Source organism: Candidatus Eisenbacteria bacterium (assembly GCA_016235265.1).
Taxonomy (GTDB): domain Bacteria; phylum Eisenbacteria; class RBG-16-71-46; order RBG-16-71-46; family JACRLI01; genus JACRLI01.
Map to the genome: position 1 here is coordinate 164,563 of JACRLI010000015.1, position 22,079 is coordinate 186,641.

The following is a 22,079-nucleotide window of genomic DNA, read 5'->3' on the forward strand; positions in this document are numbered from 1 at the left end:
CCGCGGCGTCAGGCCGCGGTGGACATTCCGGCTTCCTTGCCGGTCAGGGCCGCGTGGCGGCTCTCTTCCATCGCCTGCTTCCACGCGTCGCGGAGGCAGGAGAGGATGCGTTCGGGCTGCTCGAAGCGGTTTTCCCGGACTTCGCGCAGGGCGTAGTCGTACAGCACCAGGAAGTTGCCCGCGACGGGCTGGTTGAAGTCGAGCGCCGCGATCAGCTCGGTGAGCACGTCGCGCACCAGCGACCGGTCCTGCTTGCGGCAGCCCTTCAGTCCCAGGTCGTAGGCCGCGAGCACGAGTTCCTGCGGGTTGCGGCTCAGGAGGTCGTGCTCGACGTAACGGCGGCTGCTGGAGTCCAGGTTCGACGGCAAAGGGGGCCTCGCTGCGTTGGTGTTGCTTCCGTTGATCCCGGGACCTCATCCCGGGTCTCTCATCCCCGGTTTCCCTTCCCCGGGCTTCCCATCCCGGGTCCGTGATTCCGGGTTTCCGGCGGTCCCGGCGGGGGCCCTTCGGCCCCCGCCGGGCGCACGGATTCGTCACGGGATCCTCAAAGAAGGGATCCCAGGCCCGGTCCCGGCCTAGCGGAACAGGGCCAGCAGCGCCTGCGAGTTCACGTTCGCCTGGGCGAGCACGGACGTGGACGTCTGCTGCAGGATCTGGTCGCGGACCACCAGCATCTGCTCGTGGGCCACGTCGGCGTCCATGATTCGGCTGTAGGCCGCCTCGGTGTTGGTGATGGCCACCGCGATCACGTCTTCCTTGACGGTGAACCGGTTGGTCAGCGATCCCACGGTGGTCAGGCCGGAGTTGACCGTGGCCAGCGCGGAGGTCACTTCCTGCAGGTACGTGGAGTAGTTGCTGCTGTTGATGACGGTGCCCGAGGTGAGGCCGCTCATCTGCGTCATCGCCAGCGCGGTCGCCGAGTAGTTGCCCGACGTGAAGGCGGTCTGGCTGCCCTCGCCCGTCTGGAAGGTGAAGGTCACCGCGCTCGCCAGCAGGGACACACCGTTGAACGAGGTGTCGCTGGCGATGCTGTTGATTTCGTTCGTCAGCTGGGTCAGCTGCGCCGAGATCGCCTGCCGCTCGGTGGTGCCCAGGGAGTCCGAGGCCGCCTTCAGGATCTTGGACGACATCTCGGAGAGCACGTCCTTCATCTTCTCGAGGCCGCCCTCGGCGACGCCGATGAGGTTCTTCGCCTCACCCAGGTTGTCCATCACCTGGTTGAGGTTACGATTCCGGATGTCCAGCTTGCTGGCGATGGTCAGACCCGCGGGGTCGTCACCGGCCTCGTTGATCCGCTTTCCGGTCGCCAGGCGCAGCTGGTGGACAGCCAGGTCGCGGCTCACACCACGCAGGGCCTGCAGGATGTTCAAGCTCTGGATGTTGGACCGGATCCGTGAAATGTCCGAAGACGCCATTGGGAGATGACTCCTTGTGGTGCTTCACCATCCGTGGCGAAGCGGGTTTCCATACCCGAGGGTCTCGCAAGATCCCTCTGCGTTCGGGGATCCCATCGCCGGGCCGAGCTCCTCACCGGGGATCCAACCGTCTGGACTGGGTTTTCGGCATTACTCGCAGGAACTTTAGCCGGGCGGACCCCGGCGCGCCGCCGGGGTGCGGGAAGTGCCGGCGGACCGCGGTGCCGGGCCCGCGCGCACCCTCCGACCGGCCTCGTGGTGGGCGCCCGGCCAATCCGGCGGGCGCCGGCGCAATCAGGCGGCTGCCCGCCCGGCCAGCGAGGGATCCGCGGCCAGGGCGCGCTCGTACGCCCCGGCGGCTTCGTCCTCGCGCCCCGCGGCCAGCAGCGCCAGGGCGTACTGCGACAGCAGCTGCGCGTCCGAAGCGTGCTGGGGCGTGAGCCTCTCGAACACCTTGAGACTCTCCGCCACGCGCCCCGCTTCCCGCAGCGCCACCGCACGCAGGAACTCGGTGTGCGGGTCGCCGCTGTCCTCGCGGAAGAGCTCCTCGAGCAATTCCAGCGCCTCGCCGGGCAGGTGGGCCCGGATCCGGGCGGCCGCCACGCGCGTGCGCAGTTCCCGCGGCGCCCCGACCACGCCCAGCGCGGCCAGCTCCAGGTCCCGCCCCTCGCGTTCCATCTGCTCGGCGATCCGCAGCGTGCACTGCCACGCGTTGTGCCGCGCGGGCTGAAGACCCGGGTCCAGCGACAGGGCGCGGTCGAAGGACTGCAGGGCCTCGCCGTAGCGTCCCGACTGGTACAGGGCGTTGCCCAGGTTGTAGCGGGCCAGCGCGGACTCCGGCTGCAGTTCCGCCGCGCGCATGTATTCGCGCACGGCCTCCCCGAAGCGGCCCAGGTAGTAGAGGCAGTTTCCGTGGTCCAGGCGCAGCGGGCCCTCGTCCAGGCTCTCCTCGCATGCCAGGCCCTGTCCCGAGGCCAGCAGCCTCCCCAGCAACTCCGCCGCGACCTGGTAGTCGCGCCCCATGAACTCGATGCCCGCGCGCAGGTAGGTCACCAGCGCGCTGTTCGGGCGGGCGGCCTCGGCCTCGTCCAGGTGGGAGCGGGCGGTCTCCCGGTTGCCCTCCGCGAGCGCGATCTGCGCCAGCTTGACGTGCGCCAGCGACAGGGCCTCGGGCGGCAGCGAGCGCCCGTGCAGCGAGGCCTCCAGCGGGATCACCGCGTCGGCGTTGCGTCCCAGCGCGAAGAGGGTCACGCCCAGATGGAACAACAGGAACCGGTCCCCCGGACGTTCCGCGATCTCCCGGTGCAGCAGTCTCAGGTTGCGCTCCTGCTTGACGCGCAGCGTCTGCGCGTCCAGGCCGTAACCCGCGTGCAGGATGCGGATGTTGCTCCGCGCCAGCCGCGCCCCCCCCCGCACCAGCGAGGGAAGCACCTGCTCGTGCACCCGGCCCTCGAAGGCCACGCCCGGGAGCTTGCGGAACACGCGGCAGTAATGGTGGGACACCCCGCTCACCGCCTCGCCGTCGCGCATGCGGTTGGCGATCACCACCTCGGCCGCGTCCCAGCGCCCGCCGCGGAGCAGGGCCCGGAGTTCGTCCACGGAATCGGGGTCCAGCTCCTCGTCCGCATCCAGCACCAGCACCCACGGGCCCCGGGCGTGGGACAGCGCCAGGTTGCGCGGCGCGGAGAAGTCATCGTCCCAGGTGGTCGTGATCACCGCGGCGCCCATCGCGCGGGCCAGGTCGGGCGTGCCGTCCACCGAGCCGGTGTCCACGACCACGATCTCATCAGCCACGCCGCGCACGCTGGCCAGCGCGCGCTCCAGCGAAGGCCGCGCGTCCCGCACGATCATGCACACGCTCAGGTCCGCCCCGGTGACGCGGCTGCCGGAGACCAGCTCATCCTCGTCCATGGTCTCCTGCAACCGCAGCAGCTCGGCGTTTCCCGGCACGTGGGCCGCGCCCGACGCCAGCGCGGCGCGCGCCTCGTGGGGCCGGCCCAGCCCCATCAGCACGCGGGCCAGGGCCAGGTGCCCTTCGGGCAGGTGCGGTGTGAGCCGGGTGGCCTTCTCCAGGTGGGCCCGGGCGCTCTCCAGCTCCCCGGCCACCTCATCCAGCGACGCCAACTCCAGCAGCGCCTCCGCGGAGTTGGGCTGCAGGCGCAGCGCCGCCTCCAGGTGGGCGCGGGCGCGCGCCGGGTAGCCGCGGATCCGCTCGCACAGGGCCAGCTGCACGCGCACGTGCACCGGCTCGGCGTGGAAGTCCATCACCGCGTCGCTGGGCGGGGGCGGGGATTCCAGCAGCGAGGTCAGGATTTCCGCCGCGCGGGTGGGGTCGCCCGAGCGGCGGGCGGCCTCCGCCCGCAGCAACATCCCGCACTGCGTCCGGTCGTCCTCGCCGATCGCCTCCAGGGCCTCGGCGTTTCGCCCCGTCTCCAGGGCGCAGATGCACAGGTTCCAGTGCGCCTGCTGCAGGAACTCCGCTGGCAGCGGCGCCTCGAGCAGCCTGCGGAACAGGCCCCGGGCGCGCTCGTACTCGCCCATTGCCATCAGCGCGTTGGCGAGGTTGCGTTGCACCATGGGATCGTCGGAGCGCAGCCGCGCCTCCTCCTCCACGATGGCCAGGTTCCGCGCGCGGCGGGCCGGCTCGCGCTGCGGGTCGGCGTAACCGAGGTGGCGGATCACCACCGGGACGCGCTGGGCCGCCGCCGCCAGGGGCCCGTCCGGCCCGATCACCTGCTCGTGGAGCGCTCCCTCGAAGCGCACTCCCGGGAGGCGGCGGAAGACGCGGGGATAGTAGTGGGACAGCCACACTCCGGAATGGCGGTGCCGGGCCTCGCTCTCGATCCGCAGGCACATCGCCGGGAGGTACTCATCGGCATTTTCCAGGAACCGGCGCAGCCGCGCGCCGTTGAAGAAGTCGATGCGCTCGTCGGCGTCCAGGTACAGCACCCAGTCCCCGGTCGCCTGCGCCAGCGACGCGTTCCGTGCGGCGGCGAAATCGCCGGTCCACGCGAACCCGGACACCCGCGCGCCGGCGTCCCTCGCGATCTGCGCGGTGCGGTCGGTGGAGCCGGTGTCCACGACGATCATCTCGTCCACGAACTCGGAGGCCATCGCGAGGCACTCGCGCATGTGGACCTCCTCGTTCTTGACGATCATGCACAGCGAAAGCCGGACCTCGGGCACGGTGTTCCTCCTCGATGCGCGCGGCGGCCGCTACGCCGCCCGCTGCGCCGTCTCCAGCCGCCGGAGCAGGCTGGGCAGCAGCGCCAGCTCCGGGTTGCGCCATTTCTGCTGGAACAGGGCGCGGTTGCGTTCGATCAACGCCATGTAGTCCACGCCCTCGGCGCGGAATGTGGCGCTGCCCTCGTGGTGCACGAAGCAGCTTTCCACCACCAGGCACTTCAGGCCCAGCAGGCGGGTCCTCAGGCAGTAGTCGTCGTCCTCGAAGTTGCCGATCCCGAAGCGCTCGTCCCATTCGCCCACGGCGTCGGCCGTCTCCCGGGTGAAGGCGAGGCAGAAACCCACCAATCGCTCCACCTCGCGCACCGCGCCGAAGCGCGTGGCGGCCAGGGTGCGGGCCACGCCGTCGGGCCCGCCGCTGCGCGCGTAGTCCACCGGGACGCACTGCGCACCGGAGCAGTTGTTGGTGAGCGGGCCCGCCAGCCCCGCGCCGGGCAACGCCAGCGCCTCGTGCAGCTCCTCCAGCCAGCCCGGAGTGACCTGCACGTCGCTGTTGAGCAGCACCAGCGTCCCGCCGCGGGAAGCGTCCACCAGCTGGTTGACGGCAGCCGCGAAGCCGCGGTTCCCGGGATTCACGATCAGGCGCACGTCGCGGCCGGCGAGGTCCTCGCGCACGTCCGCGCGGGAGCCGTTGTCCACGATCACGATCTCGTGGGGCTGCCGGGTGTGGCGGCCGATGCTCTCGAGAGCCAGCCGCAGCAGCGGCAGCTGGTTCCATACCGGCACCAGGATGGACGTGAGCCGGGGTTCGATTCCGCGTTCAACCGGCAAGGGGCAGTTCCTCCTCCCCGGCGGCGCCCAGCAGGCGCAGCCGGTCGTGGATGTCCTCGTTTCGCGGGGCCAGCTTGCGGGCCAGGTGGAAGCACTGCACCGCCATGTCCGTGCGCCCGATGGAGAGCAGGCAGTCCCCGGTGTCCAGCAGCGCCTCAGGATCCTGTGGATCCAGTTCGAGCAGCCGGGAGAACGCCCCGGCGGCCTCCTCCCCGCGCCCCAGGTGGCGGAGCACGTGGGCCAGGTGGCCCAGCGCCCGTCGCGAGCGCGGGGCGCGTCGCACGGCCTCCGCGAATTCCCGGGCCCCGGCTTCGAAGTCTCCGCAAGCGCAGCGCGCAATCCCCAGCAGCAGCGCCAGTTCCGCCGGCCCGTCGCCCGTGGCGTGGGCGGCCTCGAGGCGTGCCACCGCCTCGCGCACGAGCCCCGCGTCGAGCTCTTCCGATGCGGCGCGCAGCAGCGCGCGCACCGCGGGGTCGCCCGCCTCGGGCAGGTCCGGCACGGCGCGCACCGGCGGGTGCCCCAGCAGGAAGTACTCCGCCGCGGTCACGCCCCACTTGAGGGCGAACGCCCGCGCCGCCGAAGGCGCGCCTTCCTCCGGGTCCCCGCCGTCCACGTGCACGTAGGTGTCGCGGGCCACCGTGAGCCCCAGGCCCGACTCCCGGGCCCGCAGGCAGAAGTCGTCCACGGCCGCCTGCCCGTCCAGCGCCTCGTCCAGCTCGCCGATGCGCTCCACCACCTCGCACCGGAGCGCCAGGCATTCGGGACGGAGCCCGGGAGTGTCCGCGTAGTCCATCCGCCGCAGCGCGCGCAGCTGCGCCGCGGCCTCCGCCGGCCCGGCCGAGCAGAGCGCCTCGCCGACCGCCTGGGCGCCGGAGGGCACCGGCAGCAGCGGGCCGGCCATGCCGGCCGCGTCCCGGTCGGCCAGCGCCCCCAGGAGCCCCTCGAGCCACCCGGCGGTCACCCGGGCCCGGTCGTCGAGCAGCACCACGAAGCGTCCCTTGGCCGCGCGCACGGAGGCGTTGGCGGCGCGGGACAGGCCCGGGGCGGACCCGGTCCCGACCGCGCGCGCACCCAGCCGCGCCAGCTCCGCGGGGAATGCCCCGCAGCCCGGGTCCCAGGCCACCAGGATTTCGTGGGACAGCGTCGTGTGGCGGCGCACCGCCTCCGCGCACTCCGCGGCCTGGCGCACGCCATGCCCGGGCAGGAGCACCACGGAGGTGAGGCCGACGGGCAGCACCTCCGTGCGCGGCCCCCCGCCCCGGCGGCGCCAGCAGGTCAGGAACCCGTCCTCGAGATGCACCGGATGAACGTCGGGCCGCACCCGCCCCGCCCACCGGGCGTTGAGCACCTTGGCGTTGTGCGACATGCGCGAGAAGCGCTCCGGGCCGCCCATGGACTCGTGGTGCGTGAGGACGCTGCGGGGTCGGTACACCACGCGGAAGCCGTGGGCCCGGGCGCGGAAGCACAGGTCCACGTCCTCGAAGCCGTTCCAGTAGGCGGGATCGAAACCGCCCAGCGCGTCGAACAATTCCCCGCGAACCAGGCAGCACGCCGCGGTGACCACCTGGAAGTCCCGCGGACGGTCCACGTGCGGGGCCCCGGCCGGGTCGTGCTGGTAGATGTGGAACCCGGTCACCCCCTGCGGGAAGTCGGGGTTGCCGGCCACCGTCACGCCGGCGTGCTGGATGGTCCCGTCGGGGAACAGCAGCTTGCTGCCCGCGATCCCCACCGTGGGGTCCTGGTCCAGCGCCTCCACCAGCGGCCCGAGCCAGCCCGGGTGCGCCTCGGTGTCGTTGTTGAGCAGCAGCACGTGGCAACCGGCGGCCGCGCGCGCGCCCTGGTTGCAGGCCCTCGCGAACCCGACATTCACCGGGTTGCGGATCAGCCGGATGCGCGGCAGGAACTCCGCCAGCGCCTCGCGCGGGTCCTCCACCGAGGCGTTGTCCACGACCACCACCTCGAAGCTGGCCCCCGCGGGGACGGAGAAGAGCGAGGCGAGACACTGCCGCGTCCATTCGGACTTCCCGTAGGCGGGGATCACCACGGTGGCGTCGGGACGCTTCGTGGCCGGGTCGCACCGCCACGCGGAGGGCCGCAGGTCCGGGAAGCCGCGCAGGCCGGCGGCCGCGCCCGCGCCGCACGCGGTGCACTCCAGCGGACGGCATTCGCGGCCGGTGGCGCAAACCGCGGCGGCGGCGCAGGCCGGGCACAGCAGGGCCGGCGCCAGCGCCTCCGCCACGGCGGCCGGGCCGGAGCCCGGGAGCCCGGAGAGGCTGTCGAGCACGGGCACCCGGGGCTCCAGGCGCGTGAGGACCACCAGCGTGCGCCCCGAATCCGGGGAGGCCGTGGACCGAGCCAGGCGCGCCCACGCGCCGCGCTGCGAGCGCAGCGCGCGGCTCACCTCGGGGCGCACCTCGGGCAACCGGTCGGCCTGGGCGGCGGCGCACTCCACCGCCGCGCTGCCCCAGGGGAGCCTGCGGGTCTCGAAGCGCCCGTCGGAGCGGGCGTGCCACTCGATTCTCCCGGCCAGGCCCGCGGGGGCGGCCACCACCACCAGCTCCGCGGCCACCCGCATCGCGGCGGTGAGGATCGCCTCCAGTTCCCCTTCCGCCAGGTCGGCGCCGGCGTCGGTCCACGCCACGGCCCGCACCGCGCCCTCGCGCAGCGCCGGCCGGGCGGGATCGCCCAGCAGCGTGATCTCCGCCCGCCCCGGACGCGCCCCGTACACCGGCCCCAGGCCCAGGTGCGGCGCGTCCCACGCCCCATTCCACCCGTCCCGGCCGTGCCGCAGTTCCAGCACCGAGGAGCAGTCCAGGCCGGCGTCCTCCAGGAATCCGGTCAGCGGCGCCCAGCGCACCACGTCACCCAGCATCTCGGCCTCCGTCCGGTCGCCTTTCGTGGCCGGCCGCCTCGCGGCGGGCCAGCTCGTCCAGCGCGTACACCGTGCGCTCCGCCTCTTCCAGCGTCACCGCGGCCTCGCACGGGAAGCTCAGCGCGCGCCGCAGGTACTCCACCGCGCCGGGAAAGCTCCGCCGCACGTGAGGATCGTCGGGGTCCAGCCCCAGGGCCAGCCGCAGCTGCGGCCGCGCCACGCGCACGCCGCGCGCGTGCAGCTGGCGCGCCCATGCCGCGTTGGGATAGGCCGTCGAGCCGAACAGCACCCGCACCGTGTAGCGCGGCCACGTGCCGCGGGTGCCGCGCGCGTACTCGGGCAGGCGGACGCCATCCAGCGGGCCCCAGGCGGATTCCCAGAGCGCGGCCAGGCGGCGCTGCCCCGCGACGCGCGCGGGAAGGGCCGCCAGGAATTCCTCCAGCGCCGGATCGGCCGGCGCCCCCACCTCAACGGAGGGCGGGGGCAGCTTGCGACCCGCCTCCTCCACCGTGCCCGCGTCGGCCGAGGCGATGCGCGCCGCGCGGTCGGGACCGTGCAGCAGCACCGCGTCGGCGTGGGCCCCCGGAAGGAAGCCCTGGGCCATCGCCCCCAGCGACTCGCGCACCTCCTCGACCACCACCGCGTCACGGCGCCGGGCCAGGGCGGCCAGTTGCGGTCCGTCCGGCGGCAGGCCGTCCACGTCGGCGCACCACAGGGCCTCGAAGCCCCGGCCTTCGCGGGCCACCGAGGACACATCCAGGCGCCCGGTGTCGGGATCCACATCCAGCGGGACCACGTCACAACCGCCCCGCCTCAGAGCCTCGGCGGCCTGCGTGCAGCCCCACACCGGCAGCGCCACGCGCGCGCCGGGCCCCAGGCCCAGCGTGCGCGACAGCGCCTGCGCGGCGGTGCGGAACGGGACCGGTCGGGTCAGCGCGACCACCTCCAGGTGGTCCTCCAGTCCCTCGGGCAGCCCCGCGGGGCGGATCGGCTGGCGCAGCGCGCTCACGAGGCGGCTCTCCAGGCCGCGCCGCGGGCATCGCGGGTTCGGCCCGCGTCCGCGGCGGCCCAGGCGCGCATCTCGCGCAGCCCTTCCCGGAGCGTCACCGACGGGGCCCAGCGCAGCAGCCGCGCCGCGAGCGAGGGGTCCCCGCGCATGCGGCCGATCTCGGCCAGCGGCGCGGGGTGGGTGACGAAGGTGTAGCCGACCCCCGCCGACATGGAGCGCCCCAGCTCGGAGAGGCGCGTCTCCTCGCCGGAGGCGGCGTGCACCACCGTGCCGTGCACGCGGAGATCCTCGCCCATCTCGGCCAGCAGCCGCGCCACGTCCCGGGCGTGCACGAAGTCGCGGCTCTGACGGCCGTCGCCGTGGATCTTCACCTTCTCGCCGCGGGCGACGCGGCGGGCGAACGTGGCGATCACGCTGTCGTCCTCCTCCCCTTCGGGAACGGGGCCGTACGCGCCGAACACCCGGCACACCGAAACCGGCAAACCGTGGGTGTGATCGCAGGACAGCGCCAGCTGCTCGGCCGCCAGGAGCGCCGCGGCGCGCGGTGTGCGCGCCGCGGTGGGCCAGGACTCCGACTGCTTCTCCCGGCCGCGGTAGGGCTCCAGCACCTCGGAGCTGCCCGCGAGCACCAGCCGCGCCCGGTGCGCCCGGCACGCCTCCACCACCTCCAGCGCCTCGCCGACCACGCGGCGGAACGCCTCACGCGGCGACGCGTCCGCGGCGGAGGCACGCGGCACCTGCCAGAAACACACCGCCGGCCGCTCCGAGAACACCGGCAGCAGCTCCTCGGGGTTGCCCACGGCGCCCGCGCTGAAACCCAGGAATCCCTCCCGGCCCGCCAGCTCCGCGTACCCGCGGGCGGAGGCCTCCGACCTGCCCAGCACGCGCACCGAGTGTCCGCGCGCCAGCCACTCGGCGACCAGCGCGTGGCCCAGGGCGCCCGAGCCGCCGACCAACGCCGCGCTCAGGCCGCGCACGCCTCCGCCTTCCCGGGGCGCGGCGCAGGCCGGGCCCGCAGCGCCTCCTCCAGGCCCTCCACCAGGTCCATCCGGCTTTGGGCGCGCGCGCGGCGCAGCGCCTCGGCGGTCGCGTCCCGCGCCCCGGCGTAATCGCCCATGCGCGCCAGGAGGTCGGCGCGCCGCAGGGCCGGCGCGAGCTCGCCGGGCATCAGCTCGCACAGGCGCGCATAGCCGCTGGCCGCCACCGGCAGGTTCCCGTGGGTCTCCGCGAGGCGCGTGGCCTCGGATACCGCCCAGGTGTTGGCGGGCTCCAGGTTGATCGCCTGCTGGTACTGTCCGACGGCGTCCTGCACCCGCCCGGCGGCCTCCAGCACGCGCCCGCAGGCCACCAGCAGCACGGCGGGTCGCGGGGTTTCAAGCAACTCCCGCCGCATCAGCTCGCCCGCGGCGCCGAAGTCGCGCATGGCGGCCAGGGAGAGCGCCAGGCCGGACACGGCCCCGGGCAGGTGCGGATGGGCGCCCAGCACGCGGGCGAAGATTTCCGACGCGGCCTCGGGGGAGTTGGACTCGAGCAGTTCGTGCCCGCGGCTCATGGCGTCGGCCAGGTGCACCGGATCGCCCAGGTCGCGCTCCTCCCGGGGCCCGTCCGGTCCCAGGCCCAGAGCGGGTCCGAGGAGGCTGGCGATGCGCTCGTCGCCATGCGCCTCTCGCACCAGCTCGCGCCCCGCGCGCGAAAGCGCCTCCCACGCCTCCTTCGAGTCGTACAGCTCCGCGATGGCGCGGGCGAACCCCTCGGGGTCCGATGCGATCCTCGCGTTCCGCCCATCCACCAGGTGCATGCCCTCGGCGCCCACCGGGGTGGTCACGCACGGCAGGCCGCAGCCCAGCGCCATGGCGATCTTGCCCTTGAGCCCCGCACCGTAGCGCAGCGGGGCGATCGAGACGCGGGCCCCGGAGAGGTACGGGGCCAGGTCGGGAACGTAACCGGTGACCTCGATGTCCCCTCCGTGGAGCCGCCGCACCGATTCCGGCGGGCGGTCACCCACGATGCGCCAGCGCACGCCGGGCAGCAGTTCGCGCACCCGGGGCCACACCTCGGCGTGGAACCACGCCACCGCGTCCACGTTGGGCAGGTGGCGGAAGCCCGCCAGGAACACCAGGTCGCGGCGCGCCTCGAAACCGGGCTCGTGCTCGTCCACGTGGTAGACGTCGGGCACCACGCGCACGTCGCGATCCGGCAGGTGGCGCAGCAGCTCGAGTCGGTCGTCCTCGGTGACGGTCAGCACGGTGTTGGCGCAGCGGTAGGCCGCCAGTTCCCGGGCCTGCATCTGACGGAACGGCCTCCAGGTCTCCGGGAGGTCCTCCTGGCGCGCGCGGCGGGCGTGCCGCAGGAAATCGAGGTCCACCGAGTCGATCACGATGCGCGTCCGCGGACTCTCCTGGATCAGCCGGGGAATGAGGCGCAGGGCCGACTCGTAGAACGGCAGCAGCGCGACGTCGTAGTCGCGACCCGCGAGCAGCGCGCCCATCGCCGCGGAGGGGTCCACCCGCGGCGGGCTGCCCTGCAGCGGGCGGTCCAGCGGGTACACCATCACTCCCGTGGCGCGCAGCCGCTCCACGTAGGGAGCCAGATCGATGCCTTCGTGCTCCCCGCTGTGCAGGCAGGCCACGGTCACGTGGTGGCCGCGCTCCGCGAGGAGCCGCACCATGTTGTGGATGCGCTGGAAGCCGGAGGCGCGGTCGAAGAGCGGCGGGATCTCGTGGAACATCAGCACCTGGCGGCCCGAGATGCGGTGCGCCGCGCGCGCGGTCTCACGCGGGTCGCGGGTCACGACCGGCTGGAGGCGCAGTTCCGCGGTCCACTTCTCGAGGAACTTGGGCCGGTTGACGGCCTGGAACTTCTTGAATCCGGACTCGGTGTCGCGGCCCGCGGTCACGCCCTCGTGATGCACCACCCGTGCGGCGGGCTGGTAGACCACCCGCAGGCCCTCGCGGCGCGCGGCGAAACACAGGTCGGTGTCTTCGTAGTAGGCGGGCGCGAAGCGGCGGTCGAAGCCACCCAGCTTCCGGAACAGGCTGGCGCGCGCCAGCAGGCAGGCGCCGGAGCCGTAGTCCACCTCGCGGACGTAGGCGTACTCGGGAGCCTCGGGATCGCCGCCGCGGCCGTAGTTGCATCCGGTGGCGTCGGAGAAGAGGATGCCGCCCGCCTCCTGCAGCGTGCCGTCGGTGTTGAGCAGGCGCGCACACACGACTCCCGCGGTGGCGTCGCGCTCGGCGGTATCCACCAGCGCCTCGAGCCAGCCGGGCGCGGGGAGGGTGTCGTTGTTGAGGAACACCAGGTACTCGCCGCCCGCGACCTCGGCAGCGCGGTTGTTGCCGTCCACGAAGCCGAGGTTCTCCGGGCTGGAGATCACCTGCATGGCGCCCTCGGGGAGGCTGCCCCGGAACGCCGCCAGCCAATCCCCGGTGCCGTCGGTGGACGCGTTGTCCACCACCACCAGTTCGTAGAGGCCGGCGGGCGTGACGTCGCGCACCCGCTCCAGGCAGGCGCGGGTGTGCGCGAGGTGGTTGAAACAGACGACCAGGATGCTGGCTTTCGGCGGCATGGCTCCTCGCGCGGAAATGGAAGACGGATGGCCGGGCGGGCCGGACATCCTGCGGAGAGCAACCGATGTGCCATGCGGGAAGGCAATCGAAGCGAGGGGCTATCTTACGGAATGCCTTGAGGAAGCGCCGGGGCCGGGAAATGGCCACCGGGCGGAACGGAAAAGGGCGCCGGCGGATAAGCCACCGGGCGCCCAGAATCTGGCCGAGGATCAGTCCTTCTTGGGTTTCACCTTCCGGAGCACCCGGGCGGCATCCTTGATGTCCAGCGGGGAGGCGTTCGCCGCGCGGCGATTCTCCTCCTGGATGCGCTCGTAGATCTCCTCGCGGTGAACGATCACCTCGGGCGGAGCTTCGATCCCGAGCTTCACCTGCGTGCCGCGGACTTCGAGGACCGTGATTTTCACGTTGTCCCCGATCCGAATGTTCTCGCCCAACTTCCGTGTTAGGACCAGCATCAGTTGCTGCCTCCGCGGCCGGACGCCATCGGGCGCCCGAACCCGGCTCATTATCGCACGGTCTGTGTCTCGGAGATAAGCGGAATTTCCGCCCGCACCGGGTAACCGCTCTCGAAGAGGACCACCTGCATACCCTTGTGGGACTTGGGATTGAGCATGATTGGGCCGCGCATGTTGGCGGTCACATGGGGCTGTCCCGTCCCCACCGAGACGATCACCAGCGGCACGACCGGGTCCTCGGGCACCGAGCCCAGGGCCCGGCGTTCCACCTCACCCAGGGGCACCACGTACTTCGGGTTGAGCAACAGCGGCGATACCACCGGGAAGCAGATCTCGGGCTCGTCCACCGCGATCAGCCAGTCGAAGGGCGCGTACTCATCGAGATGCAGGTAACCGAAGCGGCGCAGCTCCTCGAACCCCAGGAGGCCGTGCTTGAACTCGTACACGGCGCCATCGGGCAGGTCCACCTCGCCGAACTGCGAGTTGTTGAGCTTCATGAGCCTTTCCCTCTAGCCCAGCAGCTGGCCAAGACCCATCTGCAGGATCCTGTTGCCCACCGCCAGCGCCTGCTGGTAGATGAGTTGCTCCGCCTGGAGATCCGCGGCGGCGCTCGCCGTGTCGATGTCCTCCACGCGCGAGCGGTTGCTTTGCAGCACCACCGCCTGGTCCTCGAGTTTCGTCTGGACGTCGTCGAGCCGCTGCCAGCGAGACCCCGCGAGGGCCTCCTGCGCCGACACCTGCTCGTGGAGCGTCTGCAGCTGCGGGACCAGCGCGCGGACGGCGTTGCCGTCGTTGGCGGCCAGCGCGTCTCGCAACTGGATGAGGCTGGCGAAGTAGTCGATCGAGCCCGGGGGCGCGCCCGTGCCCCCGAAGATATCGGCGGCGTTCAGGTTGACCTTGAGGATGTTGCCCTTGTCGATCTGCCGGTTGATGGCGTCCGTGGTCACGGCCGGGTCAAGGGCCACCGCGGTGATCTTGCCCGACCCGTCCCGGGTGGCCACGAACGGCGGCGTGCTGGTGTGGGTGCCGGCCAGGGTGTAGCGACTCAGGCTGTGGTCGTTGCCCGTGTCCAGCGCGGTCTCGAGCAGCTGGTCGATTGCCGCCGCCAGCGCCGTGCGGGCCGACGCGGTGTTGGAGTCGTTGGCGCCGCGCTGGGCGGTCACGATGGCGTCGGCCAGCGTCTTGCCGGCGGCCTTGGCCACCGAGGCGGCCTGTTCCACGATGGTCTTGGCGTCGGAGACGTTCGACTGGTACTGCTGGTTGGCGCTCAGCGCGTTGATCGTCGCCGCCACCTGCTGGGCCCCCACGGGGTCGTCGGAGGGCGTGAGGATCCGTTTCCCGGTGGCGACGACGCGCTGGAGCTCGAACAACCGCTGCTGGTGCGCCTGCAGGTCGCTCAGGAAGAAGTCCGCGTACATCCGGGAACTGATCCGCATGACTACCTCGCCACCATCGCCAGGATGGTGCTCATCATCGTGTCCACCGCCGTCACCAGCTGGCTGGCGGCCTGGAAGGACTTCTGCGCGGTCAGGAGATGGGTCATCTCCTCCTCGTTGTTCACGCCACCCACCGCCTCGCGCTGGTTCTGCATCTGCTGGAGCAGCAGCCTCTGGTTCTGGCTCATGTCGATGGCCTGCGCGCTGCTCGCGCCCACCGAGCCCACGATGCCCTCGTAGAAGCCGTGGAAGGTGGTGGTCCCCCCCGACATGGTCAGCGTGTCGCGCAGCCCCGCCAGGCGGAGCGCCAGGCTGTTGTCGCCCGGCGCGCCGGAAGTGCCGGTGTCGATGCGGCCGGGGTTGGCCTCGGTCAGCGGGTCCAGGCCCAGGCCCGCGGCGGTGCTGCCGCTGAAGATGCTCGCCCCGGTGGGGCCGGTGGACTGGATCGCGTTCACCTGGCTGGCGAAGGTGGCGGCGAGCGTGTCCAGCTGGGTCTTGTACCCGGGCAGGGTGTTGACCTTGAGCTCCTCCAGGGCCGCGATCTCGCCCCGCAGCACGGGGGCCGAGTTGCCGTCGGTGGTCTGCATGACCATCCGGCCGCCCACGTTGGCGACGCCGCTCACGGTGCGAACCTGGTCGCCGTCCACCAGGTTCAGCCCGCCCACGCGGACGGTGACCACCCCGGCGCGGTGCTCGTCGAAGCTGATGTCGGCCATGCCGGAGATCTCGTCCAGCAGCATGTCGCGCCGGTCGCGCAGGTCGTTGGGCTGCTCGCCGGCGCTGGTGACCGCCGCGATCTGGGTGTTGAGGGCGGCGATCTGCTGCAGGTTGCTGTTGAACTTGATCAGGTCGCCCTTGATCTGGCCGTCCACGTTGTCCGAGATGCTCTGGAGCTGGGCGGCAAGGCCGTGGAAGGTGTCCACGACCGAGCGGGCCTGGTTCATCACCGCCGCCTTGGCGGAGAGGTCCTCCGGGTGGTTGGCGAGCACCTGGTAGGAATCGAAGAACTTGCCCAGGGTGGCGGAGAGCCCGTTGTCGCTGGGCTCCTTGAACACCGCCTCGAGCTGGCCGAAGACGTTTTCGCGCACTCCCCAGCGGCCCGCGTTGCTGCTTTGCATGCGGGTCTGCACGTCCGCCAGCGTGTCGCGCATGCGGCGGATCTGCGTGACCGTCACGCCCGTGCCGAGCTGGCCCGGGAAGTAGTCCACCGGGTCCGTGGCGCCCAGGAGCGCCACCTGGCGCGTGTAGCCCGGGGTGTTGGCGTTGGCGATGTTGTGGCTCACCACGCTCAGCAGATTCTGCTGGGCCTGAAGGGCGCGGCGGGCGATCTCGAGCTGGGAAATGAGGCCCGACATGGCTAGATCCTCCGGCTCACGATGCGCGGGCCGCCGGCGGATTCAGCCTTCCCCGCCTCGCCGTAGAACTGGACCTGGCCGGTCTCGCCCAGGATCAGGCGGACTGCGCGGTCGGTCATGTCGAGACTGTTGCGGATCAGCAGCAGGTTCTGCCCGTTCAGGGTGTGCAGGCGCCCCATCATGTCGCGGAACTCGGTCCGCAGCCGGTCGAGGCGCACCGCCGCCACGCCCAGGGACATCTGGGAGAGCCGCTCCATGGTGAGCTGCTCGGCGGGGATGCCGGTCTGTTCCGAGATCTTGCACAGGATCCCCGCCCGGCGCTCCGCGAGTTCCTCGACGCGCGAGGCCACCGCGCGCATCTCGACCAGTGCCCGGTCCAGCGAGCCCGCGTCACTGGCCACGAGCAGCCGCTGCTCCTCCTGGCTCAGCGTGAACAGGCGCTCGTAGTGGCGGTACTCTTCCGCCAGGACCTGGCTCAGTTCCTCGAGTAGCAGCTGCATGGGGCTCCCTCCCTCGACAGACAGTATCGGCCGCGGACGGCAAAACTTGACCTGTTCCGGCCGGCGCGTAATTCAAGGAATTGCGGGACCGGGGCTTCCGCCCCGCCCGGGTCAGGACCGGTCGAGCCGGCCCAGGATCTGGCGGACATAGCGGCGCGTCTCCGGGTACGGTGGCACGCCGCCGTGGCGCTCCACCGCGGTCGGACCGGCGTTGTAGGCCGCCAGCGCGTGCGTCACGCTCCCGCCGAAGCGGTCCAGCAGCTGGGCCAGGTAGCGGGCGCCGCCGCGCACGTTCTCCCAGGGATCGAACACATTCTTCACGCCCATGGCTCGCGCGGTGTCGGGCATCAGCTGCATCAGCCCCGAGGCGCCCTTCGGCGAGACCGCGCGCGGGCGGCCGGCGGACTCGGTGAGCAGGACCGCCTCCAGCAGCCGGGAGTCCACGCCGGTTTCGTGCGCCGCCCGCAGGATCATGGGCTGCAGCTCCGGCGAGGCGCGGCGGGCACCGGATGCGGCCGCGGCCGCGGCGGTGCGGTCGGCAGGGCCCGGACGGGCGGCGGCGCGGACGCGGTGCGCGGGCAGCGTCGCGGTTTCGCGCGGGCCCGCGGATTGGGTCGGAGCTCCGGCGGGCTGGGTGCCCGCGGCCCGGGAGTCCGGAGCGGCGGGGATGGCCCGCCCGCGCGGCGCGGCGGCCGAAAGGGCCGGAGCCGACTCGATCTCGGCGGCCAGGCTGCCCAGCCCGCCCGGCGCGGGCGCCGGCGCCGGGGGAATCCCGGCGGCGTGCGCGGCGCGCGGAGCGGAGGGCGAATTCGTGTGCCGGGAAGGCCGTGCCTGCAGGCCGCCCTCCGCGGACGCGGACGCGGACTGCGCCCGATAGGCCTGGACGCGCACGTCGGCGGGAATCGATACCGGGCCCGCGGCGCTCCCGGAGCACCACGGCAGGGCGTCCGCCGCGCCGCCCAGGGCCACCGGCGCGGGGGCGGTCGCGCCGTCCGCGCGAGGCAGCGCCACCGGCGCGCCGGCGGTCTCGTCGCCGCCGCGCGGCAGCCGGATGGGTGCACCGTCTCCGGACCGTTCGGGCTGCGGGCGCATCCGGTCGGCCAGCGTGCGCTCCATCATCGGGGCCACGCCGAAACCGGAGCGCGCGGCCACCTTCTCTGCCACCGCCTGGTCCATGAAGCTGCCATACACCTCGTTGTCCATGCCCTTGCCGAACAGCCCGCTGGGCATGGTGGTCCGGCGCATGTCCTGCAGCACCCGCGCCACCAGCACCGCCTCGAACTGCTGGCAGGTCTTCTTGAGCTTCGCGCGCTGCGCGCCTGCGCGCGCGGCGTCGAGGCCGGGGGCGTCCACGCGCGCCACCTCGGCGCGCGGCGCGGGGGCGGTGCTCACAGGATGACCAGCTCCGCCTGCAGCGAGCCGGCTTCCTTGAGCGCCTGGAAGATGGCGATGAGGTCGCGCGGGGTCACGCCGATGGTGTTGAGCATGCGCGCCAGCGACTCAGGCGTGGCCGCCCCGGGCAGCGCGATGGCGTGCCCGCCCTGCTCCTTCGCGGTGAGCTCGTCCACCCGCTCCACCACGGTGCGCGAGCTGTCGGAGCCGAAGGGCTCCGGCTGCGAGATCACCGGGGTGCTCTCCTTCACCTCGATGGTCAGCCCGCCGTGCGCCAGCACCACCGGCAGCAGCCGCACCGCACCGCCCGCGACCACCGTGCCGGTGCGCTCGTTGATCACCACCCGCGCGGGCTGGTCGGGCTCGACGTCAATCTGCTCCAGGGCCGCGGCGAATTCCGCCTGCCGGGCGCCCCACGTGGAATCCGGGTACGACACCGCCACGGTGCCGGCGTCCCGGGCCACCGCCAGGGTCGCGCCCAGCCTCTCGTTCACCGCCCGCGCCACGCGCGATGCGGTCAGGAAGTCGGGCTGGTCCAGGACCACCTGCACCCCGCCCTGGCCCTCGATCTCCATGGGCACCTCGCGCTCCACGAGGGCGCCGGAGGGCACGCGGCCCACCAGCGGGTGGTTCTTCTGCACCGAGTTGCCCCCGCCGCTGCCCGCCGAGAAACCCCCGATGCTCACGGCCCCCTGGGCCACGGCGTAGACGCGCCCGTCGGCGCCGCGCAGCGGGGTCTGCAGCAGCATCCCGCCCTGCAGGCTGCTGGCGTCGCCCAGCGACGAAACCGTCACGTCCATGCGGCCGCCGGAGCGCTGGTACGCGCCCAGGTTGGCGGTCACCATGACCGCGGCCACGTTCTTCACCTTGATCTCGGCGGGCGACAGGTTCACGCCCTGCGCCACCAGCAGGTTGGCCAGCGAGCGCACCGTGAACCCGGTGCCCTGCTTGTCGCCGGTCCCGTCGAGGCCCACCACCAGGCCGTAGCCCGTGAGCTGGTTCTCGCGCACGCCCTGCAGGTGCGCCACGTCCTTGAGGCGCGCGGCGCGCGCGGGCCCGCCGCACGCGCACGCGGCCAGGGCGACCAGCAGCACGGCGGTCGCGGCCCGGCCGGCGGGCGGAAGGCGTCTGGAGCTCGGCACGGTCATGGTCTGCGTCCCCCCGGTCAGAAGATCCAGTTGAGCACGCGCGAGATCAGGCCCTGGCGCTGTGCGGCGGTGTTGGGGCCGTGGCCCTTGTAGGCGATCTTCGCGTCCGCGAGGTAGGTGGAGAGCACCGTGTTGTCGCCCCTCACGTCCTCGGGGCGCACCGTCGCGGTGATCGTGATCTCCTCGCTGTCGTTGTTCACCCCCACCAGCCGGTCGCCCTGGATCTGGAGGTTCCCGTTGGGGTCCACCCCCACCACGCGCGCCGTCAGGCGCGCGTTGAGCTTGCTGTTGAGGTCGTTCTTGCCCGAGCCGTTGAAGTCGTTCTTGGACGATGCCTCGGTCTTGAAGGCCTTCAGGAACCCGAACAGGCCGATGCCCGGGGCCCCGTTGTTGCTGAACTTGCTCTCCTTGGCCGTCTGCGCGGTGGCCTGGTTGGATCCGCTGGCCGACTCCACGATCAGCACCGTGACCAGGTCCCCCACCCCGCGGGCGCGCCGGTCGGCGAACATGCCGGGCGCGCCCTCCTTCCACAGCGATTCCGCCGCCGAGGGCCCCGCGAGGCACAGCAGCGCGGCCACCGCCGGGCCGAGCGCGGCGGACGCCGCGAACCATGCGTGCTTCGATCGCATCCTGGAGACCCCCTTCACGGCACGAGTTCGGCGACGCCGGGGCCGGTCACCCGGACCTTCAGCAGCGTGCCGTTGTTGGGCCCGCGGGCCCGGATCACGTCGCCCAGCCCGCCTTCCTGCTGCGCCTGGGCCTGGAAGCGAATCACCACGGTGGCGGTCTGGGCGCTCACCGCCAGTGCCGTCCCGCGCTTCACCACCGGGGCGCGCTCCAGGCATGCCGGGGTGAGCCACGAACCGGCCGCCAGGGTGCGCCGCATGCGCATGCCATCCGCCTGGGCCGGCCCGGCCACCGGACGCTCGCCCGGCGGCAGGACCTCCACCGAGACATCCACGTCCCCGGGCTGCAGCACCTCGCCGGCGCGCACCGCCCGGAGCACCCGCAGCCCCGCTCCCACGCGCTCGCAGCGCAGCGCGGCGGTGACCGCGTTCAGGATCCGCCCGTCGCGCAGCACCTGGACGGTGCACGGCACCACTCCCGGGCGCGGCTCGCCCGTGGGCGGCACCAGCCGCACCCCGGTGGCGCCGGCCGGCACGGGCATCGCCGTCCACGGCCGGGCCAGGCTCCAGCGCAGGGAGTCGCCGCCCAGGGTGTGCGGCAGCCGCTCGGACGCCAGCCGGACGAGGTCCGTCTCTCCGAGCGTGCCGCTCAGCCCCAGCGCGAGTACCAGGAATGAGACCAGGTTCATCGCCGCCTACCTGCGAATGTTGTTGGCCTGCGCCATCATCTCGTCGGAGGTCTGGATGGACTTGGCATTCACTTCGTAGGCTCGCTGGGCCACGATCATGTCCACCATCTCCTCCACCACCTCGACATTCGAACGCTCCAGGAAACCCTGCTGGATGCTGCCCAGGCCGGTCTGGCCCGGCACGCCCGTGACCGGCTGGCCGCTGCTGGAGGTGGCGGCGTACAGGTTGCCGCCCTCGCTGGAGAGGCCCGCTTCGTTGATGAACCGCGCCATCTCCATCTGGCCCACACGCTGCGGCTGGTTGCTGCCCGGCACGGTCACCGCGACGGTGCCGTCCTTGGAGATCTGCACCGCGGTGGCCTCCGACGGGATGGTGATCTCGGGCTGCATCGGCAGGCCCTCGGCGTTAACCAGGCGGCCCTCCTCGTCCAGGCGCAGCGAGCCGTCCCGCGAATACACGGTGATGCCGTCGGGACGGGTGAACTGCAGGAAGCCGTCGCCCTCGATGAGCAGGTCGAGCGGGTTCCCGGTGGTCTGGCTGTCGCCCTGCGCGAAGATCTTCGGCGAGCCCACCAGGCGCGTGCCGTGCCCGATCTGCATGGCCACCGGCGTCTGCTGCGCGGTGCCCGGGGCGCCGCCCGCGGCGGGCTTGACGGTCTGGTAGAGCAGGTCCTGGAACTGCACCCGGGACTTCTTGTAGCCGGTGGTGTTCACGTTCGCCAGGTTGTGCGCGATCGAGTCCACGTAGGTCTGCTGGGCCTGCATGCCCGAGGCAGCGGTGCGCATCGCACGGATCATGGTGATTCCCTTTCTTCAGTCGGGGCCCGCTAGCGGGCGCGGCCGACGTTGTTGATGAGCACCGAGAGGGTGTCGCCCTGGAGCTGCGCGCTCTTCATGTTCGACTCGTAGCTCCGGAAGGCGGCCACCATGTCGATCATCTCCTCGACCGGGTTCACATTCGAACCTTCGAGGAACCCCTGTTTCACCGTCGCGCCCGTGGCGGCGACGGGCTGTCCGGACGAGGCCCACAGGGTGGCGCCTTCGCGCGTCAGCTCCGCACCCTCGGGGAACTTCACCAGGCGCAGCCTGCCGGCGGGCTGGCCGCCCGTGGTCACCGTGCCGTCGGGCGAGATCGTCACGTCGCCCTCGACGCGGATCGGGCCGCCCTCCCCCAGGACCTGGGAACCGTCGGGCAGCGACAGCTGGCCCCCGGCGTTCATCGTGAAGTTGCCGGCTCGGGTGTAGCGCTCGCCCGCGGGAGTGCTCACCGCGAAGAAGGCGTCGCCGGTGATGGCCAGGTCCAGCGGGTTGCCGGTCTGGTCCACCGAACCCGGCCGCATGTCGGGGCGCGTCCGCGGGTCGGCGGCCAGCGACGGCCCGCCGGGCATGGGGGCCGGCGAGCCACCCGCGGCGGCCTGCTTGAGCACGCTCTGGAAGCTCACCTTGTCCCGCTTGAACCCGGGCGTGAGGGCGTTGGCCAGGTTGTTGGCCAGCGTTTCCTGCTGCGCGATGCGCGGCAGGATGCCTTCACGAGCCCGACGAAGTCCCTCGATCACGACGTTCACCTCCGCGGCGGCCGGATAGACCTGTCCGGCAGCCGGA

General features: G+C 72.5%; 19 protein-coding genes. All 19 read right to left on the reverse strand.

Going from position 1 to position 22,079, the window contains the following annotated elements:
* Positions 1-8: 8 nt before the first annotated feature.
* The 19 genes from HZB25_08900 to flgF all read right to left on the reverse strand — a co-directional run bounded on the left by HZB25_08900 (position 9) and on the right by flgF (position 22,033).
* Positions 9-368 carry a flagellar protein FliS gene (locus tag HZB25_08900; GenBank protein MBI5837350.1) on the reverse strand — a complete coding sequence of 120 codons (360 nt, stop codon included), beginning with the start codon at positions 366-368 and terminating at the stop codon, positions 9-11.
* Positions 369-575: 207 nt separating this feature from the next.
* Positions 576-1,415 (reverse strand): flagellin, encoded by an 840-nt coding sequence (locus HZB25_08905; GenBank protein ID MBI5837351.1) that lies wholly within the window; start codon positions 1,413-1,415, stop codon positions 576-578.
* Positions 1,416-1,709: 294 nt separating this feature from the next.
* A complete protein-coding gene (locus HZB25_08910; GenBank protein MBI5837352.1) occupies positions 1,710-4,601 on the reverse strand; it encodes a tetratricopeptide repeat protein in 2,892 nt (963 codons plus the stop codon).
* 30 nt (positions 4,602-4,631) lie between these two features.
* Complete coding sequence (locus tag HZB25_08915) at positions 4,632-5,429, reverse strand: glycosyltransferase family 2 protein (protein MBI5837353.1); 798 nt, start codon at positions 5,427-5,429, stop codon at positions 4,632-4,634.
* On the reverse strand, positions 5,419-8,301 hold the full coding sequence (locus HZB25_08920) for a glycosyltransferase (protein ID MBI5837354.1): 2,883 nt from the start codon (positions 8,299-8,301) through the stop codon (positions 5,419-5,421). Before HZB25_08920 ends, HZB25_08915 begins: the two co-directional genes overlap by 11 nt.
* Positions 8,291-9,310 (reverse strand): DegT/DnrJ/EryC1/StrS aminotransferase family protein, encoded by a 1,020-nt coding sequence (locus tag HZB25_08925; GenBank protein MBI5837355.1) that lies wholly within the window; start codon positions 9,308-9,310, stop codon positions 8,291-8,293. The genes HZB25_08920 and HZB25_08925 overlap by 11 nt, the downstream gene beginning before the upstream one ends.
* The gene (locus HZB25_08930) at positions 9,307-10,287 is read right to left on the reverse strand and encodes an NAD(P)-dependent oxidoreductase (protein MBI5837356.1); all 981 of its coding nucleotides are present in this window, start codon (positions 10,285-10,287) and stop codon (positions 9,307-9,309) included. Before HZB25_08930 ends, HZB25_08925 begins: the two co-directional genes overlap by 4 nt.
* Positions 10,275-12,875: a glycosyltransferase gene (locus HZB25_08935; GenBank protein MBI5837357.1), complete on the reverse strand. Its 2,601-nt coding sequence runs from the start codon at positions 12,873-12,875 to the stop codon at positions 10,275-10,277. The genes HZB25_08930 and HZB25_08935 overlap by 13 nt, the downstream gene beginning before the upstream one ends.
* Before the next feature lie 210 nt (positions 12,876-13,085).
* Entirely contained in the window at positions 13,086-13,331 is a 246-nt protein-coding gene (gene csrA / locus HZB25_08940) for a carbon storage regulator CsrA (GenBank protein ID MBI5837358.1), read from the reverse strand.
* A gap of 50 nt (positions 13,332-13,381) precedes the next feature.
* Entirely contained in the window at positions 13,382-13,828 is a 447-nt protein-coding gene (locus HZB25_08945; protein ID MBI5837359.1) for a flagellar assembly protein FliW, read from the reverse strand.
* Between the two features lie 12 nt (positions 13,829-13,840).
* Positions 13,841-14,767: a hypothetical protein gene (locus HZB25_08950; GenBank protein MBI5837360.1), complete on the reverse strand. Its 927-nt coding sequence runs from the start codon at positions 14,765-14,767 to the stop codon at positions 13,841-13,843.
* A 2-nt stretch (positions 14,768-14,769) separates the two neighbouring features.
* Entirely contained in the window at positions 14,770-16,122 is a 1,353-nt protein-coding gene (flgK, locus tag HZB25_08955; protein MBI5837361.1) for a flagellar hook-associated protein FlgK, read from the reverse strand.
* 2 nt (positions 16,123-16,124) lie between these two features.
* Positions 16,125-16,622 (reverse strand): flagellar protein FlgN, encoded by a 498-nt coding sequence (locus HZB25_08960; protein MBI5837362.1) that lies wholly within the window; start codon positions 16,620-16,622, stop codon positions 16,125-16,127.
* A 111-nt stretch (positions 16,623-16,733) separates the two neighbouring features.
* Positions 16,734-18,014 (reverse strand): transglycosylase SLT domain-containing protein, encoded by a 1,281-nt coding sequence (locus tag HZB25_08965; protein MBI5837363.1) that lies wholly within the window; start codon positions 18,012-18,014, stop codon positions 16,734-16,736.
* Positions 18,011-19,162 (reverse strand): flagellar basal body P-ring protein FlgI, encoded by a 1,152-nt coding sequence (locus tag HZB25_08970; protein ID MBI5837364.1) that lies wholly within the window; start codon positions 19,160-19,162, stop codon positions 18,011-18,013. Before HZB25_08970 ends, HZB25_08965 begins: the two co-directional genes overlap by 4 nt.
* Positions 19,163-19,179: 17 nt before the next feature.
* Complete coding sequence (locus tag HZB25_08975) at positions 19,180-19,791, reverse strand: flagellar basal body L-ring protein FlgH (protein ID MBI5837365.1); 612 nt, start codon at positions 19,789-19,791, stop codon at positions 19,180-19,182.
* A 14-nt stretch (positions 19,792-19,805) separates the two neighbouring features.
* The gene (flgA, locus tag HZB25_08980; GenBank protein MBI5837366.1) at positions 19,806-20,477 is read right to left on the reverse strand and encodes a flagellar basal body P-ring formation protein FlgA; all 672 of its coding nucleotides are present in this window, start codon (positions 20,475-20,477) and stop codon (positions 19,806-19,808) included.
* 6 nt (positions 20,478-20,483) lie between these two features.
* Entirely contained in the window at positions 20,484-21,275 is a 792-nt protein-coding gene (gene flgG / locus HZB25_08985; GenBank protein MBI5837367.1) for a flagellar basal-body rod protein FlgG, read from the reverse strand.
* Between the two features lie 29 nt (positions 21,276-21,304).
* Positions 21,305-22,033: a flagellar basal-body rod protein FlgF gene (flgF, locus tag HZB25_08990; GenBank protein ID MBI5837368.1), complete on the reverse strand. Its 729-nt coding sequence runs from the start codon at positions 22,031-22,033 to the stop codon at positions 21,305-21,307.
* Positions 22,034-22,079: the final 46 nt, after the last annotated feature.

Coding starts and splice junctions, on each gene's coding strand:
- HZB25_08950 (MBI5837360.1), bottom strand. CDS start 14,767: ATGCGGATCAGTTCCCGGATGTACGCGGACTTCTTCCTGAGCGACCTG.
- HZB25_08905 (MBI5837351.1), bottom strand. CDS start 1,415: ATGGCGTCTTCGGACATTTCACGGATCCGGTCCAACATCCAGAGCTTG.
- HZB25_08935 (MBI5837357.1), bottom strand. CDS start 12,875: ATGCCGCCGAAAGCCAGCATCCTGGTCGTCTGTTTCAACCACCTCGCG.
- flgG (MBI5837367.1), bottom strand. CDS start 21,275: ATGATCCGTGCGATGCGCACCGCTGCCTCGGGCATGCAGGCCCAGCAG.
- flgK (MBI5837361.1), bottom strand. CDS start 16,122: ATGTCGGGCCTCATTTCCCAGCTCGAGATCGCCCGCCGCGCCCTTCAG.
- csrA (MBI5837358.1), bottom strand. CDS start 13,331: ATGCTGGTCCTAACACGGAAGTTGGGCGAGAACATTCGGATCGGGGAC.
- HZB25_08960 (MBI5837362.1), bottom strand. CDS start 16,622: ATGCAGCTGCTACTCGAGGAACTGAGCCAGGTCCTGGCGGAAGAGTAC.
- HZB25_08945 (MBI5837359.1), bottom strand. CDS start 13,828: ATGAAGCTCAACAACTCGCAGTTCGGCGAGGTGGACCTGCCCGATGGC.
- HZB25_08970 (MBI5837364.1), bottom strand. CDS start 19,162: ATGACCGTGCCGAGCTCCAGACGCCTTCCGCCCGCCGGCCGGGCCGCG.
- HZB25_08920 (MBI5837354.1), bottom strand. CDS start 8,301: ATGCTGGGTGACGTGGTGCGCTGGGCGCCGCTGACCGGATTCCTGGAG.
- flgA (MBI5837366.1), bottom strand. CDS start 20,477: ATGAACCTGGTCTCATTCCTGGTACTCGCGCTGGGGCTGAGCGGCACG.
- HZB25_08975 (MBI5837365.1), bottom strand. CDS start 19,791: ATGCGATCGAAGCACGCATGGTTCGCGGCGTCCGCCGCGCTCGGCCCG.